The organism is Novosphingobium aerophilum (assembly GCF_014230305.1).
Taxonomy (GTDB): domain Bacteria; phylum Pseudomonadota; class Alphaproteobacteria; order Sphingomonadales; family Sphingomonadaceae; genus Novosphingobium; species Novosphingobium aerophilum.
In genome coordinates this window covers 93,977-115,530 of the sequence record NZ_JACLAU010000001.1, presented here as the reverse complement: position 1 = coordinate 115,530, position 21,554 = coordinate 93,977, and the positions used below count along the sequence as shown (strand labels likewise).

The following is a 21,554-nucleotide window of genomic DNA, read 5'->3' as shown; positions in this document are numbered from 1 at the left end:
CATCGTGCTGAACTGTCCGTCGTGCGGAGCCGAGGTGCCGGTGCGCGGCGCCGCCCTGCCCTATGCGACCTGCCCCTACTGCCAGACCCTGATCCTGCACGATGCGCGGGGGGTGGAGGAGGTCGGCAAGGTCGCGGTCCTGCCATTCGATGTCTCGCCAATCCAGCTCGGCACCGTGCTGCGCCCCGGGGACCAGCGGCTGACCGTGGTCGGGCGGGTGCGCTGGGCCTGGTCGGGCGGATCGTGGAACGAGTGGCTGGCCCAGGCCGACGACGGCACCCCATGCTGGCTGGGCGAAGCGGCGGGGCTCTACATGCTGACGGTCGAGGCCCAGCAGTGGCTCGATCTGCCCGAATTGCGCGATTTCGTCGCCGGTGGGCCGATCGCTCCGGGGCTCGCGGTCCAGCTTGGCGCCCGGCGGCTGGTGGCGAGCGACATCAAGGAGGTCGAATGCCTGGGCAGCGAGGGTGACCTGCCGCTGCCGACCCAGGTCGGCACGCGCATGGCCAGCATCGATTTCCGCGGGACCGAGGGTGAGGTCCTGTCGCTCCAGCGCGACGGGCGCGGCGCTTCGGCCTGGTTCGGGGCAAGCTGGGACCTGGCCGGGCTGCGCGCCACCAACCTGCGCGCGATCGCGGGCTGGACCCTGCCGAAGGACCTGCAATGACCGCCGCCCGCGCAATCACCTGCCCGGCCTGCGGCGGGACGATCGAGGTCCGCGCGGCGGGGTTCAGCGTGAACCTGGCTTGCGTGCACTGCGGATCGCTGCTTGACGTCTCGCGGCCCGAGGTCGTGCTGATCGAGCGGCATGCCGAGGCCGCCCGGGCCTATGCCCTGCCGCTGGGCACGCGCGGGGTGCTGTACGGGGATGAATGGGCCGTAGTTGGCGCCACCCTGCGCTCCGACGGGGAGGCGAGCTGGCAGGAGTTCCTGCTGTTCAATCCCTATCGCGGCTACCGCTGGCTGGTCCTGTTCGAAGGCGACTGGCAATTCGGCACGCCTCTGACCGACCGGCCGCAAGGCGACGGGGTCCGCATCGTCTGGCGCGGCGAAGGCTATGCCGCCGTCTCGGATCCGACCGTCACCACCAACCAGGCCGTGGCCGGCGAGTTCTACTGGCGCCTGGCGGCCGGGGACACCGCCCAGTGCACCCTGTTCGAACGGGGCGACGAGGTGCTCTCGCGGGAGTGCACCGCCGACGAGGAGAACTGGACTCACCTGGTGCCACTGCCGGGCGCCCTGATCGCCGAGGCTTTCGGCCCCGCCCCGACACAGCCGGGGCGGCGCCGCAGCGCGCCGCAAGGCTTCTCCGCGGCCGGGGCCAAGCCGCAGCGGGAGACGGGCGATCGGGACGATCTGGTCTGGATGTTCGGGCTCGCCACGATCACCGCGATCGTAGCGCTGTTCGCCATGGTCCTGCTCGCGGGACCGGTCAGCGTGGTCACGGGCCGGATCCAGGTCCCGGTCGGGAGCCGGACCCAGCCCGAGCGGATCGGCACGATCACCGTCACCCGCCCCTACCAGTTCGTCACGATCACGGCCGACACGGATAACTTCCACAACCGCTGGGTCGATCTGGACTACAGCCTGGTCGATCGTGCCACGCAGCAGTCGACCGACGCCTACGGGCTGGTCGAATACTACACCGGCACCGATTCGGACGGGGCATGGAGCGAAGGCAGCCATCGGACAGAAACGATGATCAGCCGCGTCCCGCGCGGCACCTACGATGTCTATGTCGGTGCCGAGGCGCATGGCTGGCCGAGCGATCCGGTGCAAACCCCCGATGCCTGGTACGGCACCGAAACGATCAGCGTGAAGATAGACGCCCGCACCGGCGCCATGTCGTGGGGCATGTGGGTCACCCTGCTGCTGGGCCTGCTGGCCTGGCCCGGCCTGATCCTGTGGTGGAGGAACCGCGAGGATGACTAGCCGCCTGATCGTCTTTGCCTTGTGGTGCGCCGCGCTGCTGATCGGCTCGGTCTACAGCACTTACCACGCCTATTCGTTCTACAGCGACGATGCCGACCGCCCCAGCGCCTCGGGTGCGGGCGGCGGGCCGCGCCACAAGTGATCCGCGCCCTTTGAAAGGACCTGCCATGCTCACCTCCGACGTGTTTTTTGCCACGATGATCTATGCGGCACTGGGGATCGTGATCTTCATCGTCAGCTTCGTCCTGGTCGACCGCCTGACCCCGGGCGAGCTGTGGCGGGAGATCATCGAGCGCAAGAACATGGCGGTCGCGCTGCTGGCCGGCGCCGTGGCCATCGGCATCTCGAACATCATCGCCGCGGCCGTGCATGGATGATCATGCCCCGGCGGCGAGCGAGCCGGGTGCCCCGCAGGCCCCCGCCCCGCTTGCGGTCATCCTGCTGGTCTCGGTCCTGGTCGTCGCCACCTGCGGGCTGATCTACGAACTGCTGGCCGGGACCCTCGCCAGCTACCTGCTGGGCGACAGCGTCACCCAGTTCTCCACCGTGATCGGCACCTACCTGTTCGCCATGGGGGTGGGCTCGTGGCTGTCGCGTCATGTCCACCGGCGCGAGCTGGCGGTGTTCGTGCGGGTCGAAATCCTGATCGCCGCGCTGGGCGGCTGGTCGGCCGCCGGGCTGTTCCTGCTGTTCCCGCTGGTCGGCGATTTCCGTATCGCGCTCTATGCCCTGGTGCTGAGCATCGGCGTGCTCGTGGGGCTCGAGATCCCGCTGCTGATCCGCATCCTGCGCCACCGCTTCGCCTTCCGCGAGCTGGTCTCGAACGTCCTGACCTATGACTATGTCGGCGCGCTGATCGCCTCGCTGCTGTTCCCGCTGGTGCTGGTGCCGCAGCTTGGCATGATCCGCACCGGGTTCGTCTTCGGGCTGGCCAATGTCGCGGTCGCCATCGCCCTGCTGGTCGCACTGCGGCGGCAGGAGCGGGTCGGCGCCGATCTTGCCGCCGCGCTGCTGGTCGCCGCCTCGCTGCTCGCCGGCCTCGCCATGGCCGACCGGCTGCAGCGCTGGAGCGAGATCGCCTTCTACAACGAACCGGTGATCTACGCCCGCTCGACCCCTTACCAGCGGATCGTCCTGACCCGCCGGAATGCCGACCTCCGGCTCTATCTCAACGGCAACCTGCAGTTCTCGACCCGCGACGAGTACCGCTATCACGAGGCCCTGGTCTGGCCCGTGCTCACCCGGGTGGCGCAGCCCCGCCGCGTGCTGATCCTGGGCGGAGGGGACGGGCTGGCCGCGCGCGAGGTGCTGCGCGATGCGCGGGTCGGCCATGTCACCCTGGTCGATCTCGATCCCGAGATGGCCCGGCTGTTCCGCGACACCCCGCAGCTCGCCCAGCTCAACGGCGGCGCCCTCGCCTCGCCGCGGCTGACCCTGGTCAACGCCGACGCCTTCCGCTGGGTCCGCACGGAGCAAGGGCGCTACGACGCGATCCTGGTCGACTTTCCCGATCCGACCGAATTCTCGCTCGGCAAGCTCTACACCGAAAGCTTCTATCGCGAGGTGGCCCGATTGCTCGCGCCGCAGGGGATGATGACAGTGCAGAGCACCTCGCCTCTGGTCGCTCCGCGCTCGTTCTGGACGGTGGCCAGCACCCTGGAAGCGGCCGGGCTGCAGGCGCGAGGCTATCATGCCTATGTCCCCAGCTTCGGCGAATGGGGCTTCACCATGGCGGCCCATGGCCCGATCGCCGCGGCCGCCCCCCTGCCGCCGGGCCTGCGCTTCCTCACCCCCGCCAGCGAGCGGGCGATGTTCGATTTTCCCCCCGACATGGCCCGCCGGCCGACCCCTGTGAACCGGCTCGACAACCAGGCGCTGGTGCGCAGCTTTGCCGAGGAGTGGGGCCGCTATGACGGCTGAGACCACCCGGCGCGCGGTGCTGGGCGGGGCACTGGCCGGATCGGCCGCTGCGCTGCTGGAGGGCTGTGGCGAGCCGCAATGGCCCGGCACGCTGGGCGGGGCGGACTGGCAGCGCGGGCACCTGCTGCGCGCGGCCACCCTTCCCGCGGCGACCGGCCCGGTCGAGGAGGTGGGCGTGCTGATCGCTGGCGGCGGGGTGGCCGGGCTCGCCACCGGCTGGCGCCTGGCCGAGGCCGGCTGGACCGACTTCAGGCTGCTCGAACTGGAGGACCGCGCCGGCGGCAATGCTCGGTCGGGCCGCAATGCTGTCAGCGCCTATCCGCTCGGCGCGCATTACCTGCCGGTGCCCAACCGCGAGGCGCGGGCGCTGCGCCACATGCTGGAGCGGCTGGGCATGATCGTGGGAGAGGAGGACGGGGCTCCGCTCTATGATCCCTACCAGCTCTGCGCCGATCTGGAGGAGCGGCTGCTGTGGCGCGGCGGGTGGCAGGAAGGGCTGGTGCCGCAGGGCGGCCTGTCTGCCGCCGACCGGGCGCAGTGGACCCGGTTCCAGGCCACCATGGCCGATTTCCGCAGCGCGGTCGGCCAGGACGGGCGACCGGCCTTCGCCTTGCCGATGGCCCTGTCGAGCAGCGATCCGCGCTTCCGGGCGCTGGACGCGCAATCCTTCGCCCAGTGGCTTGACCGTCAGGGCCTGACCGCGCCGACGCTGCGCGCCCATCTGCGCTATTGTTGCCGCGACGATTACGGGACCGAGCCCGAACAGGTCTCGGCCTGGGCCGGAATCCATTACTTCGCCGCGCGGCGCGGCTGGGCCGCACGCGGCGATGGCGACCGGGAGCTGACCTGGCCGGAAGGCAACGACCGGCTGGCCAGGGCCATGGCCGAGCGGCTGACCGGGCAGCTCCGCACGGGCCATTCGCTGATCCGCCTGACGCGCGACCCCGCCGGTCCCGGCGTGCTGGGAGACGTGCTCGATCATGCGCGCAACACGGTCCGCCGCATCCGCGCCCGCGCGGCGGTGCTGGCCATGCCGCACTTCGTCGCCCGGCGGGTGGCGGCGGACTTCACCGCGCCCGGCGGCTTCAGCTATTCCCCCTGGGTGGTGGCCAATGTCACGGTGCGCCGCCCACCGGGGGGCAAGGGCGTTCCGCTGGCCTGGGACAATGTCTCCACCGCCAGCGAGAGCCTGGGCTACGTCGTCGCCACGCACCAGAGCGCGGGTGCGGCGGGCGGACCGACCGTGCTGACTTGGTACCTGCCGCTCAGCCGCGAGGACCCCGCGCAGGTGCGCAAGCTGCTGCTGACCCGCAGTCTCGGTGCCTGGCAGCGTCAGGTCGCCGCCGATCTGCTGGCGATGAACCCCGATCTGGATGGGGCGATCGAACGGATCGACGTGTGGCGCTGGGGCCACGCCATGGTCCGCCCGACCCCCGGCTTCCTGACCGACCCGGCGCGTCTCGATGCCGCGGCGGGGCGGGCTCCGGTGTGGTTCGCCCATTCCGACCTGTCGGGGCTGTCCCTGTTCGAGGAGGCGCACTATCGCGGGGTGATCGCCGCCGAAGCCGCCCTGGCGCATTGCGGCCACCCGTTCGAGAGCCTGGCGTGATGGCCCATCCCCCCGGTACCAGCCTGCACCTGATCGCCGACCTGATCGTGGACCGGGCGGATGGCCACGGCCTGGGCGATGCCGTCCATGTCGAACAGGTGCTGCGCACCGCCGCCAGCGCGGCGCGGGCCACGATCGTGGGCGTGCACCTTCATCACTTCGGTCCGGGCATGGGCCTGACCGCAGTGGCCATGCTGGCGGAATCGCACATCTCGATCCACACCTGGCCCGAAGCCGGGGTGGCGGCGGTCGACCTGTTCGTCTGCGGCGTCCAGGCCGATGCCGAGGCCGGCCTGCAGGCGATTGTCACCGGTCTCGGCGCCCGGGTGGTCCGACGCGAGGCGATCGCACGCCTTCAGCCGGTCAGGGACCAATGTCCTTGAGCAGTTGCAGCGTGTCCGGGTCCTTGACGCGATAGGCCAGCGCGGCACGGGCTTCGGCGCGTGCCCCGGCGCGATCGCCCGCGGCCAGCAGGGCCCGGGCCAGTTCGCGGCGGACCGGAAAGTGCCAGGCGGGAGGATCGGACACGTTGGAGAAGGCCTTGCTCTCCTGGATCTCGGCCGCCTGGCGAAACGCGAAGGCGGCCTCGCGCGGGCGGCGGTCGAGCATGGCGGCGCGGCCGGCGAGGACATTGCGGGCAATGAAGGTGAACTGCTGCGCCTCACGCGAACCGTCATCGGGCAGGTCCCCGGCCAGCGCCCGGATCGCCGCCGCCTCAGCGCGCAGCCCGGCCGCATCGCGCTTGCGGGCAAAGGCTTCGCCCCGGGCATAGTGCCAGGCGACCGTCAGGACCGGCAGCCGGGGTTGCGGCAGGGCCAGCACCTCGGCCGGGTCGGCGAACTGCGCCAGGGCAAAGTAGCCGTTGGCCGCGATCAGTTGCGAGTAGGCGCCCTCATGTTCGCGCGTCTGGGCCCGTTCAACCAGCGGGCGGCCCAGCGCCAGCGCGGTCGTCGCATCCCCCGCCTCGAGCGCGCCGCCCAGGCCATAGGTCACGTTGTGCGCGTGATAGGGCAGGCCCCAGACCCCATCGGGCGGCGGCAGGCCCAGGGCCCTGGCGTTCTCGATCCCGATCTCGACCGCGCGCAGGTTGGTCAGCCCGGCCTCGCGGTAGCGACCGACCCAGTAATAGGTGTGGCTGGGCATGTGGACCAGGTGGCTGGCGTGCGGGGCCAGGCGCGCCAGCTTGTCGGCATAGGGTTCGGCCCTGCCTGCCACCCCGGCGATTTCCGTGGCATGGATGTAGAAGTGGATCGCACCGGTGTCGTCGGGGTGCCGCTTGAGCACGGCTTCCAGCAGGGGCATGGCCAGTTCGGCATTGATCCGCCAGTCCTCGGCATTCCCGGCTTCGGTCATCAGCCAGGCATCGGCCGTCATGATCGCGATCTCGTCATCCTCGGGGTAGCGGGCGGCCAGGGTCGCCATGGCCTTGGCGAAGGCCAGGTCCCCCGGCTTGCCACCGCCCCCGTCGCGATAGCGCAGACCGAGCGCACGGATCAGGGCGCGCTCGCGGTCGGTTCCGGCCGTGGCCGCCAGCGCGGCGGCCTTGTCGACCATGGCGACCAAGGGCTCCAGCTCGGCCTCGGACTTGCCGTAATTGATCGTCGGACCCGAGGCCCAGGCCTGGCCCCACAGGCACATCGCGCAGGCCGGATCGAGCCGCACCGCCTCGGCCATGGCCGCGATCGCCGCCTTGTGCGCGAAAGCGTGGGCCAGTTGCATGCCATTGTCGAAGAAGGCCTGGGCCTGCGGCACCCGGGTGGTGATCGGGAATCCCCCCGTCCCGTAACCCGACAGGATCTCGGGCACTTTCGGGGCGAGCATGTCGGCATGGTTCATGCCGGCGTGGTCCGGGCCCGCCTGGCCCAGTTCGGTCTGGGTGACCGGGACCGGAGGATCGGCCTGCACGACCGATGCCGCCAGGCCCAGAGCCAGACCACCCCCCCGGATCAGCCCGCGGATCGTCCTTCGCATCGTCCCGTCTCCCCGCGTGCCATGCCCTCGTGGGCCGTCTTTCGTGCCGATATTGTGCAATTGTAATAGACCGATAGGCAAGCCTCCCCACGCATGCCAGAAGAGCAACGGGAGAAGGAAACAAACCAGTGCGGACCAAGCCGGTGCAGGTAAGGCCGATGTGGCTGAGAGTGGCAGCATCGGTGGTCTTCTCGATCAGCGTCACGCTGGTGCTGATGTTCGCCATCTCGCGCTTCCCCGGCCTCGAAATTCCGCTGCCCTACTGGATCTTCGGCACGATCTGCCCCGGGGTGCTGTCACTGTCGGTGTCGCTGCTGCTTGCCCGCCAGACCGAGCGCATCCGCGAACTGCAGCGCCAGCGCGACGAGTTCATCGACCTGCTGTCGCACGACATGCGCGCGCCGCAGGCCTCGATCCTGGCCCTGCTCGACGATCCGGCAACGCCGTGGAACCCCGATCTGATCCAGCGCATCAAGAGCAACGCCCGGCGCACCCTCGCGCTGGCCGACGGCATGGTCCACTTGTCGCGCGCGCAGATGCCGCACTACCGGCTCGACGAGGTTGACCTGGTCGGCATCGCGCAGGATGCGGTCGATGCCCTGGCGCCCCAGGCCGGCATCCGGCGGGTGACGCTGGCCTTGTCGAGCGGCGAGGACAACCTGCCGGTCCGTGGGGAAGCCTCGCTGCTCGCCCGGGCGCTGATCAACCTTCTGGACAATGCGGTGCGGTTCAGTCCCGCCGGCAGCACGGTGCGGCTGGCGATCGCGCGCGCCGGACGCGAGCGCGCGGTCTGCGCGATCAGCGACAACGGCCCGGGCATCCCGGCCGACCGGCTGCCGGGCCTGTTCCAGCGGTTTGCGACCGGCGGGGTCTTGCGGAGCGGTCCCGGCACGCCCCCCGCAGGCGGAACGGGACTGGGGCTGGCCTTCGTCATGACCGTGGTCGGCCGCCATGGCGGAACGATCGCCTGCGACAGCCGCGAAGGGCTCGGCACGACCTTCCGGCTCGAGCTGCCCGCCCTGGCCTGACACCCCGCCGCCCAGCGCGGCGACATGGGTGGAAAGCGGCCCGCTGCCGCGTCAGGGGAAACGGCTTCAGAGCTGCTTGGTCATCAGCAGCAGAGGCACCGTCACGCCATCGATCGGGGCGGATTGCACCTCGCGCACCGGCGTGTAGCCGCAGGCGCGGTACAGCGGCACGCCGGCCATGGTGCCCATCAGCTCGACCCGGCCGAACCCCGCCGCCCGCGCCGCGTCCTCGCACAGCGCCAGCAGCAGCTTGCCCACCCCGCGCCGGGCGAAAGCCGGTTCGGTGTACATGGCCCGGACCTTGGCCGCATCGGTCGCAGGATCGAGCCGGACCGGCTCGCGCGCCACCACGCTGTCGTCACCACCGTAGAGGGTGGCGCGGAAGCTCCACCCGCCGCAGCCGGCCAGACGCCCGTCCTCCTCGATCATGAAGTAGGTCCGGTCCTTCACCAGTTGGGTGTCGAGCCCCATCACCTTGTGGCTGGCGCGGACCTGCGCAGGGGAGAGGAAATCGTCCTGCAACTGCTCGATCGCGCGGGTCATCAGCGCGCGCAGCGCGGGCAGGTCGGCTTCGGTGGCGATGCGGTGCGTGAACATCGGCGCGGCTCAATACCCTTCGGCGCTGCCCGTGGGGAGACGCGGATCGATCACCCCGTAAAGCCGTGCCGTGGCGCCGTTGGCCGGAGCACCGATGGGCCGGTCATCGGCGGCAGCCGGACCCGCCGCGGGCCGCCCCACCACGATCGCGGCGATCTGGTTGTGATAGCCCATCTCGACCAGTTGGTGGCCGCGGGCGCTCAGCGCCGCCATCGTGTCCGGGCTCAGCGCGAAGCGTTCGTAGGCGACCTCGTCGGGCAGCCACTGCGCGTGGATGCGCGGGGCTTCGACCGCCTCGGCCAGGTCCATCCCGTAATCGACCACATTGCGGATCACCTGGAGCACGCCGGTCGGGATGTGGCTGCCGCCGGGGGTGCCGACCACCATGGCAAGGCGCCCGTCGCGCGTGACGATGGTGGGCGACATCGAGGACAGGGGCCGCTTGCCCGGCGCGATCGCGTTGTTGCTCCCTTCGACCAGGCCGAACATGTTGGGGACGCCGGGCTTGGCCGAGAAATCGTCCATCTCGTCGTTGAGCAAGATCCCCGTGCCCGGTGCGGTGACCCGGGCGCCGAACCAGTCGTTGAGGGTATAGGTCAGCGAGACCGCATTGCCCGCCTTGTCGACGATCGAGACGTGAGTGGTGCTCTGCCCCTCCGGCAGGGCCGTCGGCAGGCCGAGGCTGGCCGAAGGCGTAGCCTTGTCCGGCGCGATCCCCTCGCGCTGGCGGGCGGCATAGCCCTTGTCGGTGAAGCGGGCGACGTCGAGCTTGACGAAAGCCGGATCGCCCAGCTGGGTGTTGCGATCATGGAAGGCCCGGCGCAGCGCCTCCACCTCGTAATGGACCCCCTGCGCCGAATGGAAGCCGAGCGCGGCCATCGGATAGCCTTCGAGGATGTTGAGCGTCTCGCACAGGACCACCCCGCCCGAGCTGGGGGGCGGGGCCGAGACGATCCGCCAGCCGCGGTATTCGCACGTGATCGGCTGGCGCTCGACCGCCTGATAGGCGGCGAAGTCGCCCGGCGCGAGGATTCCGCCGTTGGCGCGGGAGGCCGCGACAATCCGCTGCGCGATCGGCCCGGTGTAGAAGGCCGCCGGCCCATCGCGGGCGATCAGCGCCAGCGCAGCGGCCAGATCGCTCTGGACCAGGCGGTGCCCCGCCGGCCAGGGCTGCCCCCGGTTGAGGAAGATCGCCGCCGAGCCCGGATCGCGGGCGAAGTCCTCCGCCCCGCTGGCGAGGAACCGGGCATCGCCGGAGTCGAGCACGAACCCGTCCCGGGCCAACGCGATCGCCGGAGCCATCAGCTCGGCACGGGGGCGCGTGCCATAGCGCGTCAGGGCCAGCTCGAGCCCGGCCACCGTGCCCGGCACGCCGACCGCCTTGTAGCCGCGCGTGCTCTGCCCGGGGATGACCTTGCCCGCGGCATCCTGATACAGCGTGGGCCCGGCCGCGGCGGGGGCGGTCTCGCGGAAATCGATGAAGGTTTCCCGCCCGTCGGCCAGCCGGATGGTCATGAAGCCGCCGCCGCCGATATTGCCCGCCTCGGGATAGGTCACGGCCAGGGCATAGGCCACGGCCACCGCCGCATCGATCGCGTTGCCCCCGCGCTTCAGCACCTCCACCCCGGCCGTGCTGGCCAGCCGGTGGGCCGAGACGACCATGCCGTTGTCAGCGGCCACCGGCTCGCGCGAGGCGGCCGAGACGGCGGGAACCAGCCCGGGCAGGACCGCCGGAACCAGCGCCGCCGCGGCGACCATCGTGACGAGTTGGGCGAACAGGCGCATGGCATTCTCCTCCTGCCACGGCGGATCCGCCGCGAACCGAGCCCTGGGAAATGCCCAAGCCTCTGTCCCGGCGCAAGGGCACCGGGGGCTCCGTGCCGGATTGTGCCCGACCGGGGAGCGGGCTCAGCGCCCGTCGGCGGTCCGCGTCTGGCGGAACTCCGAGCCCTCGCGCCATTGCGGCCACCGGGTCGACATCGCGAGGTCGCGCCCGACCTGGTAGGCCAGGCCCACGTCCTGCGCAGCACCGGTGAAATCGAGCCCCGGGTTCCAGTCGTCGCAGGTCTGGTGGTAGCAGCGCATATAGCCTTCGAGCCAGGCCTGCCCGGCCCCGCGCCCGCCGCGCACCAGATCGGGCGCACCGCTGATCGCCATGAACAGCAGGGTCGGCACCCCGAGCTTGGCCAGCGGGAAGTGGTCGGCGCGGTAGAACAGCCCGCGTTCGGGCAGGGCTTCGGGCGTGACCGTGCGACCTTGCCGCGCCGCAGCGGCGACCAGATCGTCCTCGAGGCCGTTCTGCCCCTGCCCGACCAGCATAACATCCCGCGCGGGTCCGCCGGTCTGGAGGATATCCAGCGTGATGTTGGCGACCGTGTCCGCCGCGCGATAGACCGGGCGGTTGGCATAGGTTTCGGACCCGAGCAGGCCACGCTCCTCCGCGGTCCAGAAGGCGAAGACCACGCTGCGGTCCGGGCGGGGGCCGCGGCGGAACGCCCGCGCGATCTCCAGCAGGCCGGCCACCCCGGCGGCATCGTCATTCGCGCCCGGGCGCACGGTGCGACCCTGCGCATCGGGCGCACCCTGGCCATAGGCGTCCCAGTGGGCGCCGAACATCACCACTTCACCCGGACGCTTTGCCCCGGGCAACTTGGCCAGGACGTTGCGGCTCATCAGCGTCTCGTGCGTGACCGGCAGATCGGCGGACAGCGTCAGCCCCAGTTCGACCGGGCGGAAATCGGGTGAACGGGCGCGCAGCCGCTGCGCCGCCAGGTCCAGCCCGGCTGCGGCGAACAGGCGGCTCGCCGCCTCGCCCTCGATCCAGCCCTGCAGGGCCACCCGGTAGGGCGCGGCGGCGATATCGTAATTCTCGCCACCCGGGGCGACCACGGTGTTCCAGCCATAGCCCGCGCCCGGCGTATCATGCACGATCAGCGCCGCGATCGCCCCGCGCCGGGCGGCTTCCTCGAACTTGTAGATCCAGCGGCCGTAATAGGTCATCCGGCGGCCGCCGAAGCGCCCCGCCACCGGCTCGCCCGCGGCGGCCTCGAAGTCCGGATCGTTGATCAGGACAACCGCGACCTTGCCCTTCAGGTCGACCCCCTTGAAATCGTCCCAGCCGCGCTCGGGCGCGGTCACGCCATAGCCGACGAAGACCAGCGGCGCCGCGGCCACCCGGGCCCGCTCGGCGGCGCGGACGGTGCTCAGGTAGACATCGCGCTGCTGGACCCAATCGATCGGCTGCGAGCCACCGGCAACCGTGACCGGCCCGGCGCCCAACTGGGTGCGGACCAGCGGCACGGGCTGGGTCCAGGCCCCGTCAGGACCGCCGGGCGCCAGTCCGATCGCCTTGAGCTGGCCGACCAGCCAGTCGACCGTCTTCGCCTCGCCCGCGGTGCCCGGCGCGCGGCCGGCGAAGCCTTCGGAGGCCAGGGTCTTCACATCGGCGGACAACCGCTCGGGCGCGATCCCGGCATCGGGCGCAACGGGCGGAGTGGCAGCGGCGGTCACAGCGGAGGCGGAGGCAAAGGCGGCCGCAAGGGCCAGGGCGAGCAGTCGGGACAGCGGTCTGGTCATGCCTCCTGTCTAGCCCGTGGCAACGACCGGTCCAGACCTATTCGGCGCCCCGCCCTCTCTGCGCCGTCACTGGGCTGCCGCCGCCACCGCCTCGCGCACACGGGCCTGCGCTGCGGCCAGCGGATCGGACTCGCCCAGCAGCGCGAAGGTGCCGTTGAGCGCGAAGAAGCAGTGCCCGTGCACCGTCGCGAGGAGCGAGCGGGCCAGATCGGGGGCCCTCGCGCGGCGCGCCGGGGGGAGTGCCGCTGCCACCTCGGCGACCACCAGCCCGGTGATCGCGGCCACCTTCTCGGCATAGAACGGCGGCAATGGCGTGCCTTCGGGCAGGCGGAAATCGTACAGCGCGGTCCAGGCGTGGCGGTTTGCCAGGGCGAAGTCGAAATAGGCCCCGATCGCCGCGGTCAGCCGATCGCCCGGCGCCTCGTCCAGCCGCGCCGCCAGCTCGGTATGCCACAGGTCCAGCGTGCGCCCGTTGATCGCCAGCATCAGCCCATCATAGCTGCCGAACACGTTGTAGAGCGTACCGATCGAATAGCCGATCCGCTTGGCCACTTCGCGCGCGGAGAACCGGGCGAATCCGGCCTCGGCCAGATGCGCGTGTCCCGCCGCGACGATCAGTTCGGCCAGTTCCTCCCGGGTGTGATCGGACCTGCGGCCCATGGCTCCTACGTCCTGCAGCGCTGCCTGGTGCCCACCCGATAGGTGAAGAATTGAACAACGTCCATTACAGCGGGGCAAACCGATGGTCTGCTGCGGCGGATCGTGCGGCGCGGCGAGAGGGGGCCTAGGTAGTGGACTCATAAGCTCGGGTCCACAGGCGGGTTGAGGCGAGCATTACGGCGGCGAGGAAGTTTCTGGCGAGCTTAGCGAAGCGAGTAGCGATGCCTCGGAAGTGCTTGAGCTTGCAAAAGAAGCGTTCGACCAAGTTGCGCTGACGGTAAAGCGTTTTGTCTATGGAGCGCTGGACCTTGCGGTCCTTCTGGGTCGGGATGTGTGCCTCGCCACCGGCTTCGCGCACCAGGTCGATGATGGCTTTAGCGTCGTAGCCGCGGTCGGCAATCAGTGCCTTGGCCGGGGGCAGACCTTCGATCAGAGCGGGCACGGCGGTCTTGTCAGACGCCTGGCCCGCCGAGAGCACGATCCTGACGGGCAGGCCCTGTTCGTCTACCAGCGCGTTGATCTTGGTGCTCAATCCGCCACGAGAACGGCCAATGGCGTGATCCGGACCCCCTTTTTTCCACCGGCGGCGTGTTGGTGAGCGCGGATGATGGAGCTGTCTATCAGGTGCAGCGACTGAGGCGACTGCGCCGCCAAGGTCTCGAATATGCGCAGCCACACACCGGCCTTCGCCCACCGGTTGAAGCGGTTGTACACCGTCGTATACGGACCGTAGCGCTCGGGCAGGTCCCGCCACGGCGAGCCCGTCCGAAGCACGTAGAAGATCCCGTTGATCACCCGCCGATCATCCACTCGCGGAACACCTCGCGGCTTGTTCGGCAGCAGGGGCTCAATCAATCGCCACTCAGCTTCGGACAGATCATACCTCGCCATCATCAGGGCTCCTTTCAGCAGCCTTGATGAGGTGGACGGCCCCCACCCAACGGCATCGAGTCGTGCCATGATGGTGCTGTCATAGACCATCAGTAAGAGGGAGCCGCCCACATGGAGATTACCACGATAGGCCTCGATATTGCGAAGAACGTTTTCCAGCTTCATGGCGTCGATGGCGATGGCCGCGCCGTGCTGCGCCGAAAGGTAAAACGCGATCAATTACTTGCGCTGCTCGGAGATCTGGAGCCGTGTCTGATCGGGATCGAGGCCTGCGCGACGGCGCATCATTGGGCTCGCCAACTTCAGGCGCTCGGTCACGAGGTGCGGCTGATGCCGCCAGCCTATGTGAAGGCTTACGTGAAGCGGAACAAGAACGACGCGGCAGATGCCGAAGCGATCTGCGAGGCCGTAACGCGACCGACGATGCGGTTCGTGCCGATTAAATCAGCCGATGCCCAAAGCGTCCTGATGTTGCACCGCGCCCGTCATCTGCTGGTTCGGCAGCGGACAGCGCAAGTAAGCGCGATGCGGGCGCACCTGGCGGAATATGGGGTCATCGCTCCCAAGGGTCGCGCACATGTCCGCGACCTGGTCGAGACGCTGACTGACGGCACAGCGCCGATACCGGAACTTGCTCGACAGACACTGTTGCTGATCGCCGGCATGATCGAGGGCCTAAGCCGACAGATCCGCGCGATTGAGATCGAGCTGCTGGCATGGCATCGCGCCAATGCCATATGCCGTCGGCTGGAGACTATACCGGGCATTGGTTTCATTACCGCCACAGCACTTGCAGCTACCGTTGGCGACGCAAAAGTCTTCCGCTCAGGCCGCCAATTCGCCGCATGGCTCGGGCTTGTGCCCAAACAGCATTCCTCGGGCGGTAAAGAGCGGATGGGCGGAATATCCAAGATGGGTGACCGCTATCTACGCCACCTCCTTGTCGTCGGCGCCACCGCCGTCATTCGCTACACGCGCCGCAAGACAACGACAGTCAGCGCCTGGGCAGCTCAGCTGCTCGAACGCAAGCCGGCAAGGCTAGTAAGCGTCGCCGTTGCTAACAAAACAGCGCGGATTGCTTGGGCTGTCATGACGAGAGAAGAGAATTACCGCGCGGCTCCGGCCACCGCCTGAAGCATGCGCAGAACAAGTTTGGGCAGGAGAGAACGAAACGAATGATGCCAACCCGGTCATGCCGGGGATCGGAAGAACCTGACTGATTCAACGCGCTCACAGCGCGGCACCTTGATGAGGTTCCGATCCACCGACACCATCATGGCCAGCGGCCTTTCGCGCCGCGCGGACAGGCCGGACACATGAATGAACCTGACCAGGCAAACATCATCCGTTGAAAATCACTCTTGTCCAACGGGGGGCGTCCACACATGAATCAAGCTTCGGCCTTCACATCAAGCTTTATAGGTACAGAACCTAGGCCGTAAAGCCATTACCGTCGCGGGCGATCCGCCCCAGCGCCGGATCGTCGGTGAAGAAGGCGTCGAGCCCGGTGGCGAGATAGCGGCGAATCTCGGCGATGCTGCCGGCTTCGTGCCGCGCGCCGGGCTCGCTACCGTCGCGGAAGTCGGCCGCGAGGTAGCGGTTCTCGGGACGGAAGGTCCAGGTCCCGACCAGCAGGCCGGCCGCGTGTGCCGCCTCGACCAGCCCGCTGGGCGCGGCCAGGCGGTCGCCCGGGCCGAGCGGGATCAACTGGCGCATGTTCGGCGCGACATAGTCGGCATAGGCGGCGATCTCGGTCAGGCCCGCAGGGGTCAGCATGTCGCGATAGGTCGTGGTCAGGCCCGCCGCCCGCCAGTCCCATGGTGCCCCGTCCGGATCGTCGACAAGCTGCATCAGGCGGACATTGGCAAAACCGGAAAGATCGCGGCGCAGGGCTTTCAGGTTGCCGACCTCGAACGACTGCACGATCACCGGGGCCTCGCGCAGATACCGGCTGGCCGCCAGCTCGGCCCGGAACCGCGGTTCGAGCGGCAGGCCGATCCCGGCGAAAAAGGTCGAGTGCTTGATCTCGGGCACCAGGCCGATGGTCCGCCCGCGTGCCGTGGCCTCGGCCGCGACGAAGTCGGCGATCTCGGCGAAGGTGCACAACCGGAACATGCCATCATAGGCATGGCTCTCGGCCCGCATCCCGACGAGCCGTTCGCGCGCGCGCAGGGTCCGCAGTTCGGCGAGGGTGAAATCCTCGGTGAACCAGCCCTGCTGCGCCACGCCGTCGATGGTCTTGGTGGTCCGGCGTGCCGCGAATTCGGGCCGGTCGGCCACGTCGGTCGTCTCGGCGATGTTGTTCTCGTGCCGCGCGACCAGCCAACCGTCCCTGGTCCCAACCAGATCGGGCTCGATGAAATCGGCACCGTCGGCAATGGCCTGGGCATAGGCGCCCAGGGTGTGTTCCGGCCGCCGAGCCGAGCAACCGCGATGGGCAAGGAGCAGCGGCCGATCGGGGCGCGCCAGGGCTCCGCTGGCCCGGCCCGTCGGATTGGCAGCGGGCGGCAGGGCGGCGGCCCGCGAGGAAAGCGCGCTGGCCAGGGTCAGCACCCCGCCGCTTCGCAGCACGCCGCGCCGGGTCATGTCAGGCTGCACGGTGAACTCTCCCCTGAATTGCGGCCGCGACCCGCGGGACGGATCGGAGCCGGGGTGGCGGGCAGCGGCAAGGCCATCATCGCATTCTTCCATCGGGCGTCCATCGGGCTGATCCGGGTCTGGCCAGCCTTAACCCCGGTCCATGGCAATCTGGTGGCAGCCGGGCAACGGCAACGCCTGCGGGATGGTGACGGGTCATCGCACCCTTGTCGACAATGGGCCTCCGGGCCGGGCCGCAACGATACGCCTCGATTTTCCAGTCGGTCAGGGCACGATCCGGATATGGCGGCATTTTGGTAAGTCCAAATAACGGGAGTGCCGACTCCCGGAAATCGGCAAGGCCGACCCCCGCGCCCGACCCCATCGATCAAACCGGTTGGTTTTGCCTCTGAAATTTCACGCCAGATGGCGGTTGACCAAAGATGGGGGGCTGGCCATAATCGGTCTTACCAAAAAATCCGACACAACGGAGAGTGATTCCATGGCTGCGACAATCCCCTTCCGGGCCGCCCTGTTGGCTTGTGCCGCGATCGCGAGCCCCCTCGCGGCCGCGGCCCCCGCCCCGGTTCCTGCCGCGATTCCCGCAGCGGCTCCGGCTGCCACGGCGGTTCCGGCGCCGGTCAACCCGTGGATGACCCCGGCGATCGTGGCCGAACAGGCCGCCGCGGCCGGTGACGCCGGGCGCGAGGCGGTCGCCAACCGCCGTGCCAAGATGCTGGTCGCCGCGATGACCCTGCCGCAGAAGCTGCAGCAGCTCACCGGGGCCAAGCCCGAGATCCTGCCCGAGCTGCCGCAATGCTTCGGCGGTCGCCATGTCAGCGCGATCGCGGCGCTCAACATCCCCACGTTCCGCATCACCAACGGCCCGGTCGGGCTCGGCCAGAACGACTGCGTCTCGCCCGAGGTGGCGAACAAGCCGCTGACCATTCCGGGCTTCGGGGTGATTTCGGCCGCCTATGGCCACCCCAGCTCGGCCAAGGCCACCGCCCTGCCCTCGGCCACGGCCGTGGCGGCCACCTTCGATCCGGCGGTCGCCGCCCGGTTCGGCGAAGTGATCGCCAACGAGATGAACCAGTTGGGCCTGCACGTGTTCGAGGCGCCGGGGGTCAACCTGGCGCGCCTGCCGATCCTGGGCCGCAATTTCGAGTATTTCGGCGAGGACCCTTACCTTGCCGGGGCCATGGCCACGGCCGAGATCAAGGCGATCCAGGACCGCGGCCTGATCGCCATGGTCAAGCATTACGTGGCCAATGAGCAGGAGACCAACCGGATGCAGATCCAGGAGACGGTCGATCGCCAGGCCCTGCGCGAGCTCTATCTCCTGCCCTTCGAGATGGCCGTGAAGGATGGCAAGGTCGCCGCGGTGATGTGCTCGTACAACTATCTCAACGGCCAGTCGGCCTGCGAGAACCGCGAAGTGCTGACCGACGTGCTGCGCGGCGACTGGAAGTTCAGCGGCTATGTCCAGTCGGACTTCTTCGCCACCAAGAGCACGGTCGCCACCCTCGCCAACGGGCTGGACCACGAGATGCCCCTGCCGATCCACTGGGCCCCGGAAAAGATCAGCGGCGCACTGGGCAGCGGGGCGCTCAACGAGGCGCAGGTCGATACGGCGCTGGTGCGGCGGTTCACCCAGATGTTCAAGGCCGGGATCTTCGATCGCCCGGTGGTGCACCAGCCGATCGACTTCGCGGCCGGCGGCAAGGCCGCGCGCGAGATCGGCGCGCGGTCGGTGGTGCTGCTGCAGAACAATGGCGCGCTGCCCTTGAACCCTGCCGCCAGGTCGGTGGTGCTGATCGGCAAGGCCAGCCAGGTCTATGCCCAGCAGGCCGTAGCCGGAGGATCGGTCGTCGGGGAACCGATGGGCGGTGGCGGCGGCAGTTCGGACGTCGTGCCGAACTACACGGTCGCGCCGATCGACGGCCTGCGTCAGGCCATGACCGATGGCAGCCGGGCGCAACTGGTGCTGGTTGACGATGACAACCGCACGGCGACGGTCGACGGCAAACCGGCCAGCTTCGCCGAGGTGCTCGCGCTGGCGGGCAAGGCCGAGGCGGTGGTGATCATGGCCGGCACCGTGGCCGAGGAAGGGGCCGATCGCGCCACCTTCACCGATGCCAGCGGCCACCAGCTCGCGGCGCCCGCCGCCGCTGGCAGCACCCTCGACTGGTACGCCCGCCGCTCGAACCACATCGCGACGACGACCGGCGATAACGTCGCCAGGAACAGCCGCACCACCGACATGATCGCCGCCCTGATGGCGGCGCGCTCCACCTCGGGCCGGACCATGGCCGCCAAGTCGGTGCTGGTGCTCAAGGACAACGCCGGTCCGTCCCTGCCGGCCAGCCTGGTCGGCCCGCGCGGCCCGGCGATCCTGGAGGCCTGGCTGCCCGGACAGGAGGACGGCAACATCGTCGCCGATGCCCTGTTCGGGCGGACCAATCCGGCCGGCAAGCTCCCGGTGACGATCCCCCTGACGGGCAAGGGCTTCCTCGACCGGATAACCGCCGCCCAGTTCCCCGGCGTGGTCGGGTCCGATGGCAAGACCCAGACCGTGACCTACAGCGAAGGGCTCGCGATCGGCTACCGCTGGTATGACGCCAACGCGGACGGTCGCTGCGGCGTGGTGGCCGGGCGCAATCCCTGCGTCGCCTTCCCGTTCGGCCATGGCCTGTCCTACACCCGCTTCGCCCTGGGGCAGCCGCGGCTGGAGGCCGATGCCGCCAAGGGGACCTGGACGGCCCGGGTCCGCGTGAGCAACACCGGCCCGCGCACCGGGGCCCAGGTGGTCCAGGCCTACGTCACCCTGCCGCCTGCCCCGGGCCTGCCGCAGCCGCCGAAGCGCCTGATCGGCTTCGCCCGCCTGGACCTCGCACCCGGCGCCTCGGGCGAGGCGGCGATCACGCTTGATCCGGGCGCGAGCCATCACCCGCTGTCGGTCTGGAACGAGGCCGAGAAGCGCTGGGTGATCCCGCAGGGCACGTTCAAGGTCTGGCTCGGCACCTCGTCGGCGCCGGCCGACCTGGCGCTGGCGGGGACGTTCACCCGCTGACCCCGAAGACAGCCATGGGCCTTGCCTGCCCGCCTGCTGTAGGCCAGGGCCCAGCGGATGCGCCGCTCCTCGGCAGGAGCGGCGCTGGTGGGGGATTGCGGGCATGAGGATCGCCATCGTCGGGGCGGGTGCAATCGGCACCTGGCTGGGAGCGCGGATCGCGGCGGCCGGGCACGAGGTGAGCGTGCTGGCCCGGGGTGAGACCCTGGCCACCGTGGCGCGCGACGGCCTGCGGCTCGATCTTGACGGGGAGAGGATTGGCGCCCCGGTCCGCGCGAGCGACCGGGCAGAGGATCTCGGCCCCCAGGATGCCGTGCTGATCGCGGTCAAGGGCAATGCCCTGATCGATCTGGCCGGACAGCTCGCCCCGCTGATCGGGCCCGACACGCTGATCGTTCCCGCCATGAACGGGGTGCCCTGGTGGTTCATGCTGGGCGGGTCCGGGGACCATTCACCGCTGCCGCTTGACCCCATGCCCCTGACGAGCGTCGATCCTGCCGGAACGATTGCGGCAGCCCTCCCGCTGGACCTGGTGGTCGGGGCTGTGGTCCATGCCTCGGTGGGCTCGGCGGGGCCGGGTCATGCCGTGCACAAGGCGGGCAACCGGCTGATCCTGGGCGCGCCGTTCGGCCCGGCCGGGCCACGGCTGCAGGCGCTGGCGGAAACCCTGGCCGAATGCGGCTTCACGATCGAGCTGAGCGACAACATCCGCCAGGCGATCTGGTACAAGCTGTGGGGCAACATGACGATGAACCCGATCTCGGCGTTCACCGGCGCGACCTGCGACCGCATCCTGGACGACGACCTGGTCGGCGGCTTCGTGCTGGCGGTGATGGAAGAGGCGCGGGCGATCGGGGACCGGATCGGCTGTGCCATCACCGAGCGGGGCGAGGATCGGTGTGCGGTGACCCGTCAGCTGGGCGCCTTCCGCACCTCGATGCTGCAGGACGTCGATGCGGGCCGCCCGCTCGAGATCGACCTGCTGCTCTCCGCCCCGCGCGAGATCGCCGTGGCGCTGGGCATCGCCACGCCCTGCCTCGACGCGCTGACCGGCCTGACCCGCCTGTTCGCCCGGACGCGCGGGCTGTACCCGGACGTGTGACAAACGGCGCAAGCCCGGCCATTGCCCGCTGGCGCACGTTGTGCCGGAGCCCTGTCATCCCCATATGGGCCGGATGCCAGCACCCCATGTCATCGCGGCCGTCCTCTGGGCGGTCATCCTCGGCTTTGCCGGAGGCATCCTCACCGAGATCGGGCCCTGGTACCGCAATCTGCGCAAGCCCGCCTGGCAGCCGCCGGACTGGCTGTTCGGGCCGGCCTGGACCGTGATCCTGGGCCTGGCCGCCTGGGCCGCGGTGCTGGCCTGGAACGGCGCCACCGACGAGGCGGGTCGGATGACCGTGGCGGCCCTGTTCGCCACCAACTTCGTGTTCCACTTCCTCTGGTCGCCGCTGTTCTTCACCCGCCGCCGGCCGGACTGGGCCCTGGTCGAAGTGCCCTTCCTGTGGGTTTCGGTGCTGGCGCTGACCATCGGCCTGCGGCCCTATTCGGTGCTGGCCACCTGGCTGATCGTTCCCTACCTCGCCTGGGTCAGCTTCGCGGCCTGTCTGAACGTCACGATCGTGCGGCTGAACGCGCCGTTCGGCCGCGACGGGTCCGCAGACTGACCATCCGGCCGATCATCCGGCTCCGGGTCTGGACAGCGGGGGCGCCGAGCGCC

19 protein-coding genes are annotated in these 21,554 nt (G+C 69.7%); 12 read left to right on the top strand and 7 right to left on the bottom strand.

The window, feature by feature from the left end; genetic code table 11:
- Positions 1–4 precede the first annotated feature (4 nt).
- From H7F49_RS00510 to speD, 7 genes are read left to right on the top strand one after another with little or no spacing between them, the layout of a single operon-like run.
- The gene (locus H7F49_RS00510) at positions 5–667 is read left to right on the top strand and encodes a DUF4178 domain-containing protein (protein WP_185681602.1); all 663 of its coding nucleotides are present in this window, start codon (positions 5–7) and stop codon (positions 665–667) included.
- Entirely contained in the window at positions 664–1,932 is a 1,269-nt protein-coding gene (locus tag H7F49_RS00505; RefSeq protein ID WP_185681601.1) for a DUF4178 domain-containing protein, read from the top strand. The genes H7F49_RS00510 and H7F49_RS00505 overlap by 4 nt, the downstream gene beginning before the upstream one ends.
- The gene (locus H7F49_RS00500) at positions 1,925–2,074 is read left to right on the top strand and encodes a hypothetical protein (RefSeq protein WP_185681600.1); all 150 of its coding nucleotides are present in this window, start codon (positions 1,925–1,927) and stop codon (positions 2,072–2,074) included. Before H7F49_RS00505 ends, H7F49_RS00500 begins: the two co-directional genes overlap by 8 nt.
- 25 nt (positions 2,075–2,099) lie before the next feature.
- Positions 2,100–2,309: a DUF350 domain-containing protein gene (locus H7F49_RS00495; RefSeq protein ID WP_185681599.1), complete on the top strand. Its 210-nt coding sequence runs from the start codon at positions 2,100–2,102 to the stop codon at positions 2,307–2,309.
- Positions 2,302–3,852 carry a polyamine aminopropyltransferase gene (locus H7F49_RS00490; protein WP_185681598.1) on the top strand — a complete coding sequence of 517 codons (1,551 nt, stop codon included), beginning with the start codon at positions 2,302–2,304 and terminating at the stop codon, positions 3,850–3,852. Before H7F49_RS00495 ends, H7F49_RS00490 begins: the two co-directional genes overlap by 8 nt.
- The gene (locus H7F49_RS00485) at positions 3,842–5,461 is read left to right on the top strand and encodes a flavin monoamine oxidase family protein (protein ID WP_185681597.1); all 1,620 of its coding nucleotides are present in this window, start codon (positions 3,842–3,844) and stop codon (positions 5,459–5,461) included. Before H7F49_RS00490 ends, H7F49_RS00485 begins: the two co-directional genes overlap by 11 nt.
- Positions 5,461–5,844: an adenosylmethionine decarboxylase gene (gene speD / locus H7F49_RS00480; protein WP_185681596.1), complete on the top strand. Its 384-nt coding sequence runs from the start codon at positions 5,461–5,463 to the stop codon at positions 5,842–5,844. Before H7F49_RS00485 ends, speD begins: the two co-directional genes overlap by 1 nt.
- Here speD and H7F49_RS00475 read toward each other — a convergent pair.
- Entirely contained in the window at positions 5,825–7,432 is a 1,608-nt protein-coding gene (locus tag H7F49_RS00475) for a hypothetical protein (protein WP_185681595.1), read from the bottom strand. The genes speD and H7F49_RS00475 overlap by 20 nt on opposite strands.
- Before the next feature lie 128 nt (positions 7,433–7,560).
- On the opposite strand from H7F49_RS00475, the gene H7F49_RS19850 reads away from it, so the two are divergent.
- Positions 7,561–8,460, top strand: coding sequence for a sensor histidine kinase (locus tag H7F49_RS19850; protein ID WP_214647584.1), 900 nt, complete (start codon positions 7,561–7,563; stop codon positions 8,458–8,460).
- Between the two features lie 66 nt (positions 8,461–8,526).
- Here H7F49_RS19850 and H7F49_RS00465 read toward each other — a convergent pair whose 3' ends face one another.
- The 5 genes from H7F49_RS00465 to H7F49_RS00445 form a co-directional block, all read right to left on the bottom strand.
- Entirely contained in the window at positions 8,527–9,057 is a 531-nt protein-coding gene (locus tag H7F49_RS00465; protein WP_185681593.1) for a GNAT family N-acetyltransferase, read from the bottom strand.
- Positions 9,058–9,066: 9 nt separating this feature from the next.
- A complete protein-coding gene (ggt, locus tag H7F49_RS00460; RefSeq protein WP_235981491.1) occupies positions 9,067–10,842 on the bottom strand; it encodes a gamma-glutamyltransferase in 1,776 nt (591 codons plus the stop codon).
- Between the two features lie 123 nt (positions 10,843–10,965).
- Entirely contained in the window at positions 10,966–12,633 is a 1,668-nt protein-coding gene (locus H7F49_RS00455; RefSeq protein ID WP_185681592.1) for a M20/M25/M40 family metallo-hydrolase, read from the bottom strand.
- Between the two features lie 66 nt (positions 12,634–12,699).
- Positions 12,700–13,293 (bottom strand): TetR/AcrR family transcriptional regulator, encoded by a 594-nt coding sequence (locus tag H7F49_RS00450; RefSeq protein ID WP_185681591.1) that lies wholly within the window; start codon positions 13,291–13,293, stop codon positions 12,700–12,702.
- Between the two features lie 124 nt (positions 13,294–13,417).
- Positions 13,418–14,184, bottom strand: a protein-coding gene (locus tag H7F49_RS00445) for an IS5 family transposase (RefSeq protein ID WP_185681906.1) whose coding sequence is annotated in 2 segments (ribosomal slippage) — positions 13,418–13,860 and positions 13,860–14,184 — 768 coding nt in all. Because the reading frame shifts where the segments join, the coding sequence is not laid out codon by codon here.
- Positions 14,185–14,295: 111 nt separating this feature from the next.
- On the opposite strand from H7F49_RS00445, the gene H7F49_RS00440 reads away from it, so the two are divergent.
- Positions 14,296–15,318: an IS110 family RNA-guided transposase gene (locus H7F49_RS00440; protein ID WP_185681590.1), complete on the top strand. Its 1,023-nt coding sequence runs from the start codon at positions 14,296–14,298 to the stop codon at positions 15,316–15,318.
- Positions 15,319–15,615: 297 nt separating this feature from the next.
- On the opposite strand, the gene H7F49_RS00435 is transcribed toward H7F49_RS00440, so the two are convergent.
- A complete protein-coding gene (locus H7F49_RS00435) occupies positions 15,616–16,782 on the bottom strand; it encodes a glycerophosphodiester phosphodiesterase family protein (protein ID WP_328806406.1) in 1,167 nt (388 codons plus the stop codon).
- Positions 16,783–17,263: 481 nt separating this feature from the next.
- Here H7F49_RS00435 and H7F49_RS00430 point away from each other — a divergent pair, with 481 nt between their 5' ends.
- The 3 genes from H7F49_RS00430 (at position 17,264) to H7F49_RS00420 (ending at position 21,501) form a co-directional block, all read left to right on the top strand.
- Positions 17,264–19,834 (top strand): beta-glucosidase family protein, encoded by a 2,571-nt coding sequence (locus H7F49_RS00430; protein ID WP_214647583.1) that lies wholly within the window; start codon positions 17,264–17,266, stop codon positions 19,832–19,834.
- Positions 19,835–19,937: 103 nt separating this feature from the next.
- Positions 19,938–20,936 carry a 2-dehydropantoate 2-reductase gene (locus tag H7F49_RS00425; RefSeq protein WP_185681589.1) on the top strand — a complete coding sequence of 333 codons (999 nt, stop codon included), beginning with the start codon at positions 19,938–19,940 and terminating at the stop codon, positions 20,934–20,936.
- 73 nt (positions 20,937–21,009) lie between these two features.
- Positions 21,010–21,501: a TspO/MBR family protein gene (locus H7F49_RS00420; RefSeq protein ID WP_185681588.1), complete on the top strand. Its 492-nt coding sequence runs from the start codon at positions 21,010–21,012 to the stop codon at positions 21,499–21,501.
- Positions 21,502–21,554 lie beyond the last annotated feature (53 nt).